This is a genomic window from Pseudomonas arsenicoxydans, assembly GCF_900103875.1.
GTDB lineage: Bacteria > Pseudomonadota > Gammaproteobacteria > Pseudomonadales > Pseudomonadaceae > Aquipseudomonas > Aquipseudomonas arsenicoxydans.
The window spans coordinates 2,154,520-2,170,617 of record NZ_LT629705.1 but is presented as its reverse complement, the minus strand read 5'-3'; the positions used below and the strand labels follow the sequence as shown (position 1 = coordinate 2,170,617).

Here is a 16,098-nt window from a genome sequence, read left to right as displayed (position 1 = left end):
CATCCTTTTGCGAACGATTTCGTATGGTTTTTTTGTTGCTTCTCGCTATAGAAGTCGACGCTTAATCAGAAGTTCATCCCAATTATTCGCTGCTCCCCCAACTTTTCAGTTATTGCTCAAAGCTTCGCACAACACCAGACGAATTCCACAGGATCGGCAATATATTTCTGAAATGTTCCGGATCGGAACTCGTCCAGAACTGTGCAGCGCGAGCAGGTCCTTCGGCGAGCAATTCACGCTCGGCCAACAGGCGCTGAAGTTGCCGCGCTACAGCGGCGCCGGTGTCGATCAGGCTGATGTCTTCTGGGATCATCTGCTTTAGCAACGGCTTTAGGAAGGGGTAATGCGTGCAACCGAGAATAATTGTGTCGCAGCCGGCACCGAGCAGCGGTCCGACATAACTGGCCAGCAACTGGCGCAATGCCTCGCTGTGCAGATCGCCGTTTTCAATCAGCTCTACCAAGCCCGGGCATGGTTGGGTAATGACCCGCACATCCGTGGCGAAACGGTCGAGCAAAGCGGCGAATTTGGCACTCTGCAACGTGCCGGTTGTGGCGAGCACGCCGACCACTCCGCTACGGGTCGCGGCAGCGGCCGGTTTGACAGCGGGCTCCATGCCGACGATGGGCCATTGCGGATAATCGCGCCGCAAGTCCGCAACCCCGGCGACCGTCGCCGTGTTGCAGGCCAGCACCAAGGCCTTCGCGCCTTGGCGCTGAAAAAATTCGGCCATGACGCTGCAGCGTTGCTGGATGAATGCGGGGGTTTTCTCGCCGTAGGGAATATTCCCGCAGTCGGCGACATACAGCAAAGACTCGTTGGGCAGCAGGCGCTGGATCTCGGCCAGCACCGAGAGCCCGCCGACGCCGGAGTCGAACACGCCGATAGGCGCTTCACGCATGTGTCGAACCACAGACGCTGCAACCCGGATCACGTTTGACCCGCAGCTCACGAAAGCGTGAGCCCAAGGCATCGATCAACAACAGGCGACCCACCAGCGGTTCGCCGAAACCGACCAGCAGCTTCATCGCCTCCAGCGCCTGAAGGCTGCCCACCAGCCCCACCAACGGTCCGATGACCCCGGCTTCGCTGCACGTCAATTCGGCTTCGCTGCCGTGCCCGTATAAACAGTGGTAGCACGGACTTTCCGGGCGACGCGGGTCGAACACCGACAATTGCCCTTCGAGCCGAATCGCCGCGCCACTGACCAGCGGTTTGCGCGCAGCCACACACTCAGCGTTGACCGCTTCACGGGTGGAGAAATTGTCGGAGCAGTCGAGCACCAGATCCACGGCGGCTACGGCGGCGGCCAAAGTGTCTTCGTCCAGCGCGGTGCGATGGGCGATCAACTGAATCTCGGGATTGATCGCAGCCAGTCGGTGAATCGCCGAGTCGACCTTGCTCAGGCCCACGCTGTCGGTGTCGTGAATGATCTGACGTTGCAGGTTGGTCAGATCGACGCTGTCGAAGTCCGCCAGATGCAGCTCGCCGACGCCGGCCGCAGCCAGGTACAGCGCAACCGGCGAGCCAAGCCCGCCGAGACCGACGATCAATACGCGGCTTTCCTTGAGCCGCAACTGACCGTCGATGTCGACGTGTTGCAACAGAATCTGCCGACTGTAGCGCAACAATTCCTGATCATTCAGCACGGCAGGCGCCCCAGGCTGATACGTTCGTGACCGCCCAGATCGGTGCGGCTGTGGACTTCTTCAAAACCACGACTCAGCAGCAAATCACGCACGGCCGTGGCTTGATCGTAACCGTGTTCGAGCATCAGCCAGCCACCCGCCTCAAGATGATCCGGCGCCTGGGCGACGATCAGCCGCAGGTCATCCAGCCCATCGACGCCTGCGACCAAGGCACTGGCCGGCTCAAAGCGCACGTCACCTTCAACCAGATGTGGATCGGCCGAGGCGATGTAAGGCGGGTTGCTGATGATCAGTTGAAAGCGCTGACCTTGCAGCGCACTGAACCAATGGCTGCTCAGGACGGTGGCGTTGTTCAGGTGCAGGCGCTGACGATTGCGTTCGGCAAGGGCCACGGCTTCGAGCACGCGATCCACCGCGGTGACTCGCCACGCCGGACGTTCGCTGGCCAGGGCCAAGGCAATGGCCCCGCTGCCGGTGCCGAGGTCGAGGACCTTGGCGGGTGTGGCGGGCAACAGTTCCAGCGCGGCTTCCACCAGCAATTCAGTGTCCGGGCGCGGGATCAGTGTGTGCGGTGCGACTTCCAGATCAAGCTTCCAGAAACCTTGCTGACCGAGAATGTACGCCACTGGCTCACCGCCACGGCGACGTTGCAGGAACTCGGCAAACTTCAGCGCCGCCTCGCTTGGGACAATGCGCTCGGGCCAGGTATGCAAAAAACTGCGGGACTTGCCCAACGCCGCCGCCAGCAACAACTCGGCATCCAGGCGCGCTGTGGGCGAGTCGGGCAAAACGGCGGCGCGCAACAAACTGGCAATGATCGTCATTTACTCACCTATCGCCGCCAGTTGGTCGGCCTGGAACTCGGCCAGCAACGGCTCGATCACCGCATCGACGCCACCGGCAAGGATTTCGTCGAGGGAATACAGCGTCAGGTTGACCCGGTGGTCGGTGACCCGGCCCTGGGCAAAGTTATACGTGCGAATCCGCTCGGAGCGATCGCCTGAGCCGACCAGCAACTTGCGCTCGCTAGCGATGGCATTGGCCGCTGCGCTGGTCTGCTGGTCATTGAGTTTGGCCGACAGCCAGGACATCGCCCGGGCGCGGTTTTTGTGCTGGGAACGTTCTTCCTGGCACTCCACGACGATACCGGACGGCAAGTGCGTGATGCGGATCGCCGAGTCGGTCTTGTTGACGTGCTGGCCGCCGGCACCGGAAGAGCGGTAAGTATCGACACGCAAATCCGCCGGGTTGATCTCGATCGCTTCCTGCTCGTCAGGCTCAGGCAACACGGCCACGGTGCAGGCCGAGGTGTGGATGCGCCCTTGGGATTCGGTGGCCGGAACCCGTTGTACGCGGTGCGCGCCGGATTCGAATTTCAGCTTGCCGTAAACGTTCTCGCCTTCAACCCGGGCGATGACTTCTTTATAGCCGCCGTGCTCGCCGATGTTCTCCGAGAGGATCTCCACCCGCCAGCCGCGACGCTCGGCGTAACGCGAATACATGCGGAACAGGTCGCCGGAGAAAATCGCCGCTTCATCACCGCCGGTGCCGGCGCGGATTTCAAGGAACACGTTACGGCCGTCGTTCGGGTCCTTGGGTAGCAGCATGCGTTGCAGGCTGGCTTCAAGTTCAACCAGTTGCTCCTTGGCTTCGCGAACCTCTTCCACGGCCATTTCGCGCATGTCCGGGTCGCTGTCCTTGAGCAGTGCCTGGGCGCCTTCGAGGTCGCCTTGCACCTTGAGCAACTGTTTATAGGTTTCGACAATCGGCTCGACTTCCGCGTATTCCTTGGAATACATGCGGAATGTGTTCTGATCGGAAATGACTTCGCCGTCGCCAAGCAAGGCGGTCAATTCCTCGAAACGGTCCTGGAGGATGTCCAGCTTATTGAGCAGTGACGCTTTCATTGCGGTTTCTTATCCGAAAAGCTATCCGATGAGCCCTCATTCAGGGCAAAGAGTTCCTGGGCCATGGCCAGCGCATCGAGGCGGCCTTCGGCAGAGAGCTTTTTCAACTGCACGCTCGGTGCGTGCATCAGTTTGTTGGTCAAAGCACGCGCCATTTGCACCAGCACGTCTTCGGCGCTGCTGCCGTTGGCCAGCATGCGCTGGGCCTTCTGCAATTCTTCGTCGCGCATGCGCTCGCTTTGTTGACGATAAGCCTTGAGCACATCCACCGCCGCGAGCTCGCGCAGGCGCACCATGAAATCTTCGGCGCCCACCGAGACCATCTCTTCCGCCGCCTGGGCTGCGCCCTGACGACTCTTGAGGTTTTCGGCGACCACTTCGTGGAGATCGTCGACGCTATAGAGGTAAACGTCGTCCAACTCGCCGACTTCAGGCTCAATATCGCGCGGTACGGCGATGTCTACCATGAAGATCGGCTTGTGTTTACGCAGTTTCAATGCGCTTTCAACCGCCCCTTTACCGAGGATCGGCAACTGGCTGGCGGTGGAGCTGATGACGATGTCGCTGCGCACCAGTTCAGCCGGAATTTCCGAGAGCAGGACCGCGTGAGCGCCAAACTGCTCGGCCAGAATGCTGGCGCGCTCCAGGGTGCGGTTGGCGACAACGATGCGCTTTACACCCAGTTCATGCAGGTGACGGGCGACCAGTGTGATGGTCTCGCCGGCGCCGATCAGCAAGGCCTGGCTACGTTGCAGGTCACTGAAGATCTGTTTAGCCAGGCTGACCGCGGCAAACGCCACGGACACCGGGTTTTCGCCGATGGCGGTGTCGGTGCGCACCTGCTTGGCCGCATTGAAGGTGGCCTGGAACAGGCGACCGAGCAGCGGACCGATGGTCCCGGCCTCTCGCGCGACGGCGTAGGCCGATTTCATCTGGCCGAGAATCTGTGGTTCACCCAACACCAGCGAATCGAGCCCGGAGGCGACCCGCATCATGTGACGAACTGCCGCATCATCTTCGTGCACATAACTGCTCGCGCGCAGCTCTTCGAGGCTCAAATGATGGTAATCGGCCAGCCAGCGCAACACGATGTCAGCCGAAAGGTGATCCTGTTCTATATAGAGCTCACTGCGATTGCAGGTGGAGAGGATCGCAGCTTCGCGGCTGTCGGTGAGTCGGCAGAGCTGCTGCAAGGCCTCCACCAGCTGCTCAGGGGTAAAGGCCACGCGCTCGCGGACGTCTACTGAAGCAGTCTTGTGGTTAATACCGAGTGCAAGGAAGGCCATTCAAGGTCGCTGATAGTGACGTGAAGCCGGCAATTGTCCTACTTCGACAGAGCCAGAACAACTACCGCTGACTATTGTCCCAATGACCTGCCTCTATAAAGGCCTCATTCGAGACTCGGTTATGTTTGGCCGAAGGCTTGTGTCATGATGATCCGACCGCAGGTTAGTCGTCCTCTTCCTATATGAATAGATCTTCCGCGTTGCTCCTCGCTTTTGTCTTCCTCAGCGGCTGCCAGGCCTTGGCACCCGTTTCGTCGGACGGTACGTCGCCGGTCGAAGACAGCACTCCAGCCCCTGAAAAGCCCAAGGTTTACAGCTCATTCAGTGAAGAAACCATCTTCAGCCTGCTGAGCGCCGAACTGGCTGGCCAACGCAATCGTTTCGACATTGCGCTGGACAACTACGTGACCCAGGCCATCAATACCCAGGATCCGGGCATCTCCGAGCGGGCCTTCCGCATCGCCGAGTACCTAGGCGCCGACCAGGCAGCCCTGGATACCGCGTTGATCTGGGCGAAAAACGCCCCCAATGATCTCGAGGCGCAACGAGCCGCTGCCGTGCAACTGGCTCGCGCCGGGCGATATGACGACTCCATGGCTTATATGGAGAAAGTCCTGCAAGGCAAGGGCGACACGCATTTCGACTTCCTTGCCCTGTCCGCGGCCGATACCGACCAGGACACGCGCAATGGCCTGATGAAGAGTTTTGACCGTTTACTGCTGCGCCATCCGCATAACAGCCAGTTGATCTTCGGCAAGGCCCTGCTGCTGCAACAGGACGGCGACACCAAGGGCGCACTGGCCCTGCTGGAAAACAATCCACCGGAAGAAGGCGAAATTGCGCCGATCCTCCTGCGCGCGCGCCTGCTGCAAACGCTCAATCGTGGCGACGAAGCCCTGCCGCTGCTGCAAAAAAGCATCAAGAAATACCCGGACGACAAACGCCTGCGCCTGACTTATGCGCGCATGCTGGTTGAACAGGACCGCATGGAAGACGCCAAGGCCGAATTCTCAAGCCTTGTTCAGCAATACCCGGAAGACGACGAACTACGTTATTCCCTGGCACTGGTCTGCCTGGAAGCCAAGGCCTGGAATGAGGCCAAGGGTTACCTGGAAGACCTGATCGCCCGGGATAGCCACGTCGACTCCGCGCACCTGAACCTGGGCCGTATTGCTGAAGAGCGTAATGACCCGCAAGGCGCGCTGATCGAATACGCTCAGGTCGGCCCCGGCAAAGACTACCTGCCGGCGCAGTTACGCCAGACCGACATTCTGATCAACAACGGCAAGACCGCTGAAGCGCAGAGACGCCTGCAGGCGGAGCGCGACGCGCAGCCCGATTACGCGATCCAGTTGTACCTGGTCGAAGCCGAGACCTTGTCTGCCAACAAGCAGCCGGACAAAGCCTGGCAAGTGCTGCAAACAGCACTGCAAAAATACCCGGACGACCTGAACCTGCTTTACACCCGCGCCATGCAGGCGGAAAAACGCAATGACCTGGCGCAGATGGAGAAAGACCTGCGACTGATCATCAAGCGCGACCCGGACAATGCGATGGCGTTGAACGCCCTCGGCTACACCCTGTCCGACCGCACAACGCGTTACGCTGAAGCCAAGGCCTTGATCGAACAGGCGCACCACATCAATCCGGAAGACCCGGCGGTGCTCGACAGCCTCGGCTGGGTGAACTTCCGCCTGGGCAATCTGGATGAAGCCGAGCGGTATCTGCGCCAGGCCCTGGAGCGTTTTCCCGATCAGGAAGTGGCCGCTCACCTGGGCGAAGTCCTGTGGGCCAACGGCAAGCAACGCGAAGCCAAGCAAATATGGGGCAAGTTCCTCAAGGAACAACCCGACAGCCCCGCCCTGCGCAGCACCATCAAGCGCCTGACCGGATCAGAGACTCTTTAAGTTATGTTTTTGCGCCACCTCATCGTTTTCAGCTTCATTGCCCTGCTCGCCGGTTGCGCGGGCTTCGGCGCCCGCGAATCGGTCCAGGGTCAAGGCAACCCGGCCCAATGGCGCCAATACAAACAGCAATTGACCAGCCTCGATGGCTGGCAGATCAACGGCAAAATCGGCATTCGTGCGCCCAAGGACTCGGGCAGCGGTACGCTGTACTGGTTGCAGCGACAGGATTACTACGACATCCGACTTTCCGGCCCGCTGGGTCGAGGCGCGGCTCGCTTGACCGGTCGCCCGGGCAAAGTGTCGCTGGAAGTGGCCAATCAGGGTCGCTATGACGCGACGACGCCCGAAGCGCTGGTCGAGGAACAGCTCGGCTGGAAACTGCCGGTGTCCAATCTGGCCTGGTGGGTTCGCGGGCTCCCGGCCCCGGACAGCAAAAGTCACCTGACGCTGGATGCCGACAGCCGCCTGGCCAATCTCGAGCAAGATGGCTGGCAGGTGGAATACCTCAGTTACGCCGAACAAAACGGCTATTGGCTGCCCGAGCGGATCAAACTGCACGGCACCGACCTTGATGTCACGCTGGTGATCAAGGAATGGCAACCACGCAAGCTGGGGCAGTGATCATGACAGCTCCTCGCTTGACGCTGCCCTCGCCGGCCAAACTCAATCTGATGCTGCACATCCTCGGTCGCCGTGAAGACGGTTATCACGAACTGCAGACGATTTTTCAGTTTCTCGATTACGGCGATGAAATAACTTTCGCCGTTCGCGATGACGGCGTGATTCGTTTGCACACCGAATTCGATGGCGTTCCTCACGACAGCAACCTGATTGTTCGAGCCGCAAAAAAACTTCAGGAGCAATCCGGTTGTTCGCTCGGGATCGACATCTGGATCGAAAAAATATTACCCATGGGCGGTGGCATCGGTGGCGGCAGCTCAAATGCCGCGACAACTTTGCTGGGCCTCAACCATCTCTGGCAACTGGATTGGGATGAGGATCGGCTGGCCGCTTTGGGCCTGACGCTGGGCGCGGACGTCCCGGTTTTCGTGCGTGGACACGCGGCTTTCGCCGAAGGCGTGGGGGAGAAACTGACCCCTGTGGACCCCGAAGAACCGTGGTATCTCGTGCTTGTGCCGCAAGTCTCTGTAAGTACAGCAGAAATTTTTTCAGATCCGTTGTTGACACGTAACTCTTCTCCCATTAAAGTGCGCCCCGTTCCCAAGGGAAACAGTCGAAATGACTGCTTACCGGTGGTAGCAAGGCGTTATCCAGATGTACGTAACGCTTTGAATTTGTTAGGTAAATTTACCGAAGCAAAACTCACCGGAACTGGAAGTTGTGTGTTTGGGGGCTTCCCAAGCAAAGCTGAAGCTGATAAAGTCTCGGCCCTTCTTACAGAGACCCTTACAGGGTTTGTAGCAAAGGGAAGCAACATTTCGATGTTGCATCGCAAGCTGCAAAATCTGCTCTAAAGGAATCGATTACTGGGTAATCGTTGCAACAGATACAGGGGCGTCGCCAAGCGGTAAGGCAGCAGGTTTTGATCCTGCCATGCGTTGGTTCGAATCCAGCCGCCCCTGCCATTTTCCTATACTCATCCAGGTTACCCTCAGCCTTCAGGTACTGCGCGTGTCCAAGATGATGGTCTTTACGGGGAACGCTAACCCCGATCTGGCTCGGCGTGTTGTACGTCAGCTGCATATCCCTCTCGGTGACATCTCTGTTGGAAAATTTTCCGACGGCGAAATTACTGCCGAGATCAATGAAAACGTCCGCGGTAAAGACGTCTTCATTATTCAGCCGACTTGCGCTCCGACCAACGATAACCTGATGGAACTGGTAGTGATGGCTGATGCCTTCCGCCGCTCCTCAGCTACTCGTATCACTGCTGTTATTCCTTACTTTGGTTATGCCCGTCAGGATCGCCGTCCGCGTTCCGCACGTGTGGCTATCAGCGCGAAAGTCGTTGCTGACATGCTTACCGTAGTCGGCATCGACCGTGTTCTCACGGTTGATCTGCATGCTGACCAAATCCAGGGTTTCTTCGATATTCCGGTAGATAACATCTACGGCTCCCCGGTTCTGGTGGATGACATTGAAGATCAGCGCTTCGAAAACCTGATGATCGTGTCCCCGGACATTGGTGGCGTCGTGCGTGCACGTGCTGTTGCCAAATCCCTGGGCGTGGATCTCGGGATCATCGACAAACGCCGTGAGAAAGCCAATCACTCTGAAGTGATGCATATCATCGGTGATGTCGAAGGGCGCACCTGTATTCTGGTCGATGACATGGTCGATACCGCCGGCACTCTGTGCCACGCGGCAAAGGCCCTGAAAGAGCATGGCGCTGCCAAGGTTTTCGCCTACTGCACACACCCTGTGCTGTCCGGTCGGGCGATCGAAAACATCGAAAATTCCATGCTGGACGAACTGGTGGTGACTAACACCATCCCGTTGTCCGCTGCTGCACAAGCCTGCTCGCGTATCCGTCAACTGGATATCGCGCCGGTAGTTGCCGAAGCGGTCCGCCGCATCAGCAATGAAGAATCGATCAGCGCGATGTTCCGTTAAGGGCCCTGCCCTTCTCGACCATCTCGTTGACGAAAAGCGCCCCGCCCCGGCATTCCTGTCGGGGCGGGGCTTTTTTGCCCATATCGCCTTTAGCGCTGGTCGCAAACGCTGGGGCGAATGTGGTTATTTTGGAGATACAAAATGAACGAATTTACTCTGAATGCTGAAGTGCGTTCCGACCTGGGGAAAGGTGCGAGCCGCCGCCTGCGTCGTCTCGCAAGCCTGGTTCCAGCTGTAGTTTACGGTGGCGAAAAAGCCCCTGAATCCATCAGCATGCTGGCTAAAGAAGTTGCCAAACTGCTCGAAAACGAAGCGGCTTACAGCCACATCATCGAGCTGAACGTTGGTGGCACCAAGCAAAACGTAATCATCAAGGCTCTGCAACGTCACCCGGCTAAAGGCCACGTGTTGCACGCTGACTTCGTACGCGTTGTAGCTGGCCAGAAACTGACCGCTATCGTGCCTGTACACTTTGTTGGCGAAGAAGCTCCGATCAAGAAAGGCGGCGAAGTTTCGCACGTTGTTTCGGAAATCGAAGTGACCTGCCTGCCGAAAGACCTGCCTGAATTCATCGAAGTCGACCTGGCTAACGCCGAAATCGGTTCGATCATTCACTTGTCCGACCTCAAAGCCCCTAAAGGCGTTGAGTTTGTTGCTCTGGCACACGGTGATGACAAGGCTGTTGCCAACGTCCACGCACCACGTGTTGCTCCAGAAGAAGCTACCGAAGAAGGCGCAGCAGAGTAATTTCACTCTGTTCGCCGGAGTGACTGGAAGCATCGCGGACTAGAACGTAGCGAGAAAGCGGGCGAGAACGCGAAGTTTACATAATGGTAAATGAGCACTTGTCGTCCACTTTCGCCGCACGCACTGATCGCGGCGAAGTTATCCACCACTCCAGGAAAGGGCCCCTATCGTGACTGCCATCAAACTGATCGTTGGCCTGGGAAATCCAGGCGCTGAATACGAACAGACCCGGCATAACGCAGGGGCCCTTTTTGTTGAGCGCATCGCGAACGCACAGGGTGTGAACCTTGTGGCCGATCGCAAATATTTTGGCCTGACCGGACGCTTTTCGCATCAAGGTCAGGATGTTCGTCTGCTGATTCCCACCACGTACATGAACCGCAGCGGCCAGGCCGTCGCGGCACTTGCAGGCTTCTTTCGCATCAAGCCTGAAGAAATCCTCGTGGCGCACGATGAACTCGACCTGCCTCCCGGCGTTGCCAAACTCAAACAGGGCGGCGGACATGGCGGTCACAACGGGTTGCGCGACATCATTGCGCAACTGGGCAATCAGAATACCTTCTACCGCTTGCGGCTTGGCATTGGCCACCCGGGCGTAGCCAGTATGGTTTCAAATTTCGTCCTGGGTCGTGCGCCACGCGCCGAACAGGAAAAACTCGATGCCAGCATCGACTTTGCCCTCGGCGTGCTGCCGGATATCCTCGCCGGGGAATGGAACCGCGCGATGAAAAACCTGCACAGCCAGAAGGCCTGACTCTTACTCCTCGGGGAAATACCATGGGATTCAATTGCGGCATCGTCGGCCTGCCTAACGTCGGCAAGTCCACCCTGTTCAACGCCCTGACCAAATCCGGGATCGCGGCCGAGAACTTCCCCTTCTGTACCATCGAGCCGAACACCGGTATCGTGCCGATGCCGGATCCGCGCCTGGAAGCCCTGGCTGCCATCGTCAATCCAAAGCGCATCCTGCCGACCACCATGGAGTTCGTCGACATCGCGGGCCTGGTAGCTGGCGCCTCGAAAGGTGAAGGCCTGGGCAACAAGTTCCTCGCCAACATCCGTGAAACCGATGCCATCGCCCACGTGGTCCGCTGCTTCGAAGACGAGAACGTGATTCACGTCTCCAACAGCGTCGACCCGAAACGCGACATCGAGATCATCGACCTGGAACTGATCTTCGCCGACCTCGACAGCTGCGAGAAGCAACTGCAGAAAGTCGCCCGAAATGCCAAGGGTGGTGACAAGGACGCCGTGGTCCAGAAAGGCCTGCTCGAGCAATTGATCGCTCACTTCACCCTCGGCAAGCCAGCGCGCACGCTGATGAAGAACATGGGTGCCGATGACAAAGCGGTGATTCGTGGCTTCCACCTGCTGACCACCAAGCCGGTCATGTACATCGCTAACGTCGCTGAAGACGGTTTCGAGAACAACCCGCTGCTTGACATCGTCAAGGCCATCGCCGAAGAAGAAGGCGCCATGGTGGTTCCGGTCTGCAACAAGATCGAAGCCGAAATCGCCGAGCTTGAAGACGGTGAAGAGAAAGACATGTTCCTCGAGGCCCTGGGCCTGGAAGAACCTGGCCTGAACCGCGTGATCCGCGCCGGCTACGAAATGCTGCACTTGCAAACCTACTTCACTGCCGGTGTCGAAGAAGTCCGCGCCTGGACCGTCCGCGTCGGTGCCACCGCACCACAAGCCGCTGGCGTGATCCACACCGACTTCGAAAAAGGCTTCATCCGCGCCGAAGTCATCGCCTACGACGACTTCATCCAGTACAAGGGCGAAGCCGGTGCCAAAGAAGCCGGTAAATGGCGTCTGGAAGGCAAGGACTACATCGTTAAAGACGGCGACGTGATGCACTTCCGTTTCAACGTCTAAGTTTTCAAGACGAAGCAGCTACACACGAAAAAGCCGCGTTAGATACGCGGCTTTTTTGTGCCCGGTGTCTTTCCAGCGAACAATAAAGATCCCTGTGGGAGCGGGCTTGCCCGCGAAGGCATTGTGTCAGCTGCAGAAATGTCGACTGCCACTCCGTCTTCGCGGGCAAGCCCGCTCCCACAGGGTTATGCGTTGCCTCAGGATTTCTTCGTCCGAGGCAGGAAGATCGCAAGTACGCCAAACAACGGCAGGAACGAACACAGCAAGTACACATATTCGATGCCGTGCAGGTCCGCCAGATGCCCCAGCAGCGCCGCACCAATGCCGCCGAAACCGAACATCAAACCGAAGAACACGCCGGCAATCATCCCGACATTGCCCGGCACCAGTTCCTGCGCATACACAACGATCGCCGAAAACGCCGAGGCGAGGATGAAGCCAATCACCACGCTGAGGATGCTGGTCCAGAACAGATCGACGTGAGGCAGGATCAATGTGAACGGCGCCACTCCGAGGATCGAGAACCAGATCACCGCTTTACGCCCGATCTTGTCGCCGATCGGTCCCCCGAAGAAGGTCCCCGCGGCCACTGCGCCCAGGAACATGAACAGATGCAGCTGGGAACTGGCCACCGACAGGTCAAACTTCTCGATCAGGTAGAAGGTGAAGTAACTGGTGAAACTCGCCATGTAGAAATACTTGGAGAACACCAGCAGCCCGAGCACCACCAGCGCGCTGATCACCCTGCCCTTCGACAAGCCGTGGGTCGCCGCCTGACCTTGCTTGAGCTTGAACAGGCTCAAGTGGTTGGCGTACCAGCGGCTGATCCGATAGAGCACGAACAGCGCAAACACGGCGAACAATCCAAACCAGGCCACATGGCCCTGACCGAAACGAATGATGATCGCCGCCGCCAACAACGGGCCAAAGGCTGAGCCGGCATTGCCACCGACTTGAAAGGTCGACTGCGCCAGCCCGAATCGCCCGCCCGACGCCAGCCGCGCCACCCGAGAGGCTTCCGGATGGAACGTCGACGAGCCGATACCGATCAGGCCCGCCGCCAACAGGATCATCGGGAAGCTGCCAACCACCGACATCATCAAGATTCCGATCAACGTGCACACTGTCCCGGCCGGAAGCAACCACGGCTTGGGATGACGATCGGTGTGGTAACCCACCCAGGGCTGCAACAGCGAAGCCGTCAGCTGGAAGGTCAGCGTAATCAAGCCGGCCTGGGTGAATGTCAGGCCGTAGTTGGCCTTGAGCATTGGATAAATCGACGGCAGTACCGATTGGATCAAGTCGTTGATCAAGTGCGCCAGCGCCACCGCGCCGATGATGCGCATGACCAGAGGGCTGCTTTGTGGAGTCGCGGATGCCGACGCCGCGCCGGTCGTTGCGTTACTGATAGCCATGAGAATTTCCGTACAGCGGATGGGTGCACAGGGGCAGGTGCGTCAATGTGCCATTTTTCAGTGCAGCAGCGCCATCCCCTTAGCCTGCTAACGACCTAGTCGTCCATCGCTAAAAAGGTGATAGCGCAACGCCATGGTCTGAATCTTGCCTTGTTAATCCGCTTCAACGCGGCCCCTTACAAAGGGGACCGAGAATGGGAAGTTTCACCACAGAGTCGGCCTACAGAGCTGACAAGGGTGAACTTTCGAGGCCTTTAAAAAGGGCACACGTCGCGGTCGCAACGATCTCGACGCACGCCATTGGTGCGTGGTGTTCAGAGGAGTCATGGGGCATGTCTTTTTTATCACCGGGGATCGGGTTGCTGGGGCGTTTTGGCTTCGCACGCAAATTTCAGCTGTTGTTCCTGCTGTTTATCCTGCCGCTAGCGGGCAGCCTGTTGATGATTGGCCAGGACTATCGCGCCAAACTGAACCTGATCTCTGGCGAACGCGCCGGGGTTCATCAACTGCTCGCCCTCGATGCGCTCGATAACCTGCTCGCCGCCCAGCGTGACCGCGCTGCCCGTTGGCGTGCGACGGAAACCAATCGCCAGCCGACACCGGCAACCCTGGCGGCGATGGCCGCGTTTGATGCGGTTCAACCCGCTGTCGCCCAAGCCACCTCGGACCTCGGTAACGCACTGAAAACCGAAGGCGCCGAGAGCGAAACCCTGGCCCGTTTCCAAGCCCTGCAAAACGCCCTCAATGGCCTGGACTCGAAAAGCCTGAGCAGCGTCGGTTGGTGGCCCGATGGCTACGATCGCTTCACCAATGCCCTGAGTGCGCTGCAAGCGTTGCGCGAGCAGATTGCCATGGATAACCGCCTGACACTGGCACCGTGGCTGGAAACCTACCTGCTGACACAAATCTCGACGCAGCACGCCCCGGACCTGATCGAACGGGTCGGTCGCCTGGCCAGCGTCGGGCAGGCGTCGGTCGTCTCCGGGCAGTTCACCCTGCAAAGCCGTCTGCAATTGCGCGATTTGCGCAGCCGCATTGGCGATGCCCGCGAGCAGCTGGTGAAAACCGCCAGCCTCTTGGAAGCACGCCTGCCCAGCGCTTTGCAAAGTTGGGCCGGGCAATACCACGACAGCCTCAAGCATCTGGACGCAAGCCTCAAAGTCCTCGATGACGGCGTCTTCGGCGGCAGCATCAACCTCAAGCCCGATGACTTCGAACACAGCCTCGACGCCCTGCTCTCCGACCTCGCCTCCCTGCGCCAGCAGTCGTTGGTATCGCTGGATCAACGCCTGGATTACTACCACGGCTCGGCGATCAGCCAGTTCATTCTGGTGGCGACGATTTTTGGTTGCCTGCTGCTGGCGGCGTTGTATTTGTTCATCTGCTTGCAGGCCTCGATCCGACGCAGCGCCAGCGGCATCACGCTGTTGGCCGAGGCATTGCGCGACGGCAACCTGAGCCTGCAAGTGCCGGTGCAAGGGCGCGACGAGCTGGCGGCCATCAGCACCGCCCTGAATGTCGCCGTGGTGCAGCTGCGCAACAGTTTGCTCGGGGTCGATCACGAAACCTTGCAGGTAAGCGACGCGGTGCGCACCCTCAACCATCACTCCAGCGGCGCCCTTGGCGAAGTGGAAGCGCAGCAATTGCAGATCAGCCAGATCGCCGCCGCCGCCACGCAATTGGCGGCTACCTCACAAGGGGTCGCGCAGAGTTGTGAACAGGCGTCCGGCAGCGCTCAGCACACCCAGCGTATCGCTGCCGACAGCAGCCGCGAAAGCCAGCGCACCACGGCGAGCATTCAGCAGCTCAACCAGCGCTTGAACGACACGGCTGCCGCGCTGGGCCGGGTCAGCGAACAAGGACAGCAGATTCAGTTGGTGGTCGACACCATTCGCGGTGTCGCCGAGCAAACCAACCTGTTGGCGCTCAATGCCGCCATCGAAGCGGCACGTGCGGGTGAACAAGGTCGCGGGTTCGCCGTGGTGGCCGACGAAGTGCGCAGCCTCTCGCAACGAACCCAGTCTTCCACCGCGCAAATCGCCGGCACCGTCGACAGTCTGCGCAACACCGTGAATGAAGCGGTGAGCCTGATGGAAGCGGCATGCACTCAGGCGCAAAGCGATGCCCAGTCGGTGACGGGCCTGGGCGAACGCCTTGGGGAAATTGCCTTCGCCGTGCAAGGCGTCACCGACACCCTGGCGCAGATCGCCACGGCGGTGGAAGAGCAAGCCAGTACCGCCGACGAAGTCAGCGGCAACATTCAACAGGTCGATCAAGCGGCAGTCCGGCTGCTTGAAGGCGCGCGGGCGGTGAACCTGGCGGCGGACACCTTGAGTCAGGGTAGCAAGGCCTTGAGCGCCAATACCGGGAGATTTCAGCTCAGTTGACGCCCTCCCCTGGTCCGGTTTTTCGCACCAGGTGGATAAGCGGTTGAAAGCGTAGAGAAATATTTTAGATTTACGCTTGACGCATCTGCATTACCGGTGAATAATGCGCGCCACTTGGCTACATAGCTCAGTTGGTTAGAGCATAGCATTCATAATGCTGGGGTCCGGGGTTCAAGTCCCTGTGTAGCCACCAAGTACCGGTTTACAGACATCTACTGAAGTCTATAAACCACTCAAGAAGCCCGCCTAGTGCGGGCTTTCTTGTATCTGGACGTCTACCCCCTTCTACTGATGTCCTACACATCTTGTATGCCCCTGTGTATGCTTCAATATTAATTGAACTGGAGG

The 16,098-nt window shown here is 58.9% G+C and carries 14 protein-coding genes and 2 tRNA genes; 10 read left to right on the top strand and 6 right to left on the bottom strand.

The window, feature by feature from the left end; all coding sequences use genetic code 11:
- Positions 1–109: 109 nt before the first annotated feature.
- The 5 genes from murI to hemA are packed head-to-tail and all read right to left on the bottom strand — an operon-like array spanning position 110 to position 4,842.
- On the bottom strand, positions 110–901 hold the full coding sequence (gene murI / locus BLQ41_RS09945) for a glutamate racemase (protein WP_090180101.1): 792 nt from the start codon (positions 899–901) through the stop codon (positions 110–112).
- Positions 894–1,649, bottom strand: coding sequence for a molybdopterin-synthase adenylyltransferase MoeB (locus BLQ41_RS09940; protein ID WP_090180098.1), 756 nt, complete (start codon positions 1,647–1,649; stop codon positions 894–896). The genes murI and BLQ41_RS09940 overlap by 8 nt, the downstream gene beginning before the upstream one ends.
- Complete coding sequence (prmC, locus tag BLQ41_RS09935; RefSeq protein ID WP_090180096.1) at positions 1,643–2,473, bottom strand: peptide chain release factor N(5)-glutamine methyltransferase; 831 nt, start codon at positions 2,471–2,473, stop codon at positions 1,643–1,645. Before prmC ends, BLQ41_RS09940 begins: the two co-directional genes overlap by 7 nt.
- Positions 2,474–3,556: a peptide chain release factor 1 gene (prfA, locus tag BLQ41_RS09930; RefSeq protein ID WP_090180093.1), complete on the bottom strand. Its 1,083-nt coding sequence runs from the start codon at positions 3,554–3,556 to the stop codon at positions 2,474–2,476.
- Positions 3,553–4,842, bottom strand: a complete 1,290-nt coding sequence (gene hemA / locus BLQ41_RS09925) for a glutamyl-tRNA reductase (protein ID WP_090180091.1) — start codon at positions 4,840–4,842, stop codon at positions 3,553–3,555. Before hemA ends, prfA begins: the two co-directional genes overlap by 4 nt.
- Before the next feature lie 182 nt (positions 4,843–5,024).
- Here hemA and BLQ41_RS09920 point away from each other — a divergent pair, with 182 nt between their 5' ends.
- From BLQ41_RS09920 to ychF, 8 genes are all read left to right on the top strand, one after another.
- Entirely contained in the window at positions 5,025–6,749 is a 1,725-nt protein-coding gene (locus BLQ41_RS09920) for a tetratricopeptide repeat protein (RefSeq protein ID WP_090180089.1), read from the top strand.
- 3 nt (positions 6,750–6,752) lie between these two features.
- Complete coding sequence (gene lolB, locus BLQ41_RS09915) at positions 6,753–7,370, top strand: lipoprotein insertase outer membrane protein LolB (RefSeq protein WP_090180086.1); 618 nt, start codon at positions 6,753–6,755, stop codon at positions 7,368–7,370.
- Between the two features lie 2 nt (positions 7,371–7,372).
- The gene (gene ispE / locus BLQ41_RS09910; RefSeq protein WP_090180084.1) at positions 7,373–8,224 is read left to right on the top strand and encodes a 4-(cytidine 5'-diphospho)-2-C-methyl-D-erythritol kinase; all 852 of its coding nucleotides are present in this window, start codon (positions 7,373–7,375) and stop codon (positions 8,222–8,224) included.
- 36 nt (positions 8,225–8,260) lie between these two features.
- Positions 8,261–8,335, top strand: a tRNA-Gln gene (locus BLQ41_RS09905).
- A 46-nt stretch (positions 8,336–8,381) separates the two neighbouring features.
- Positions 8,382–9,323 carry a ribose-phosphate pyrophosphokinase gene (locus BLQ41_RS09900; protein ID WP_003208392.1) on the top strand — a complete coding sequence of 314 codons (942 nt, stop codon included), beginning with the start codon at positions 8,382–8,384 and terminating at the stop codon, positions 9,321–9,323.
- Between the two features lie 141 nt (positions 9,324–9,464).
- Positions 9,465–10,070 carry a 50S ribosomal protein L25/general stress protein Ctc gene (locus BLQ41_RS09895; RefSeq protein ID WP_090180081.1) on the top strand — a complete coding sequence of 202 codons (606 nt, stop codon included), beginning with the start codon at positions 9,465–9,467 and terminating at the stop codon, positions 10,068–10,070.
- 169 nt (positions 10,071–10,239) lie between these two features.
- Entirely contained in the window at positions 10,240–10,824 is a 585-nt protein-coding gene (gene pth, locus BLQ41_RS09890) for an aminoacyl-tRNA hydrolase (RefSeq protein WP_046818954.1), read from the top strand.
- 23 nt (positions 10,825–10,847) lie between these two features.
- Entirely contained in the window at positions 10,848–11,948 is a 1,101-nt protein-coding gene (gene ychF, locus BLQ41_RS09885) for a redox-regulated ATPase YchF (protein WP_010458288.1), read from the top strand.
- 197 nt (positions 11,949–12,145) lie between these two features.
- Here ychF and BLQ41_RS09880 read toward each other — a convergent pair whose 3' ends face one another.
- Entirely contained in the window at positions 12,146–13,363 is a 1,218-nt protein-coding gene (locus BLQ41_RS09880; protein ID WP_090180078.1) for an MFS transporter, read from the bottom strand.
- A gap of 332 nt (positions 13,364–13,695) precedes the next feature.
- Here BLQ41_RS09880 and BLQ41_RS09875 point away from each other — a divergent pair, with 332 nt between their 5' ends.
- Complete coding sequence (locus BLQ41_RS09875) at positions 13,696–15,750, top strand: methyl-accepting chemotaxis protein (RefSeq protein ID WP_090180076.1); 2,055 nt, start codon at positions 13,696–13,698, stop codon at positions 15,748–15,750.
- A gap of 116 nt (positions 15,751–15,866) precedes the next feature.
- Positions 15,867–15,943: transfer RNA gene (locus BLQ41_RS09870), tRNA-Met, on the top strand.
- The last annotated feature ends 155 nt before the right edge of the window (positions 15,944–16,098 follow it).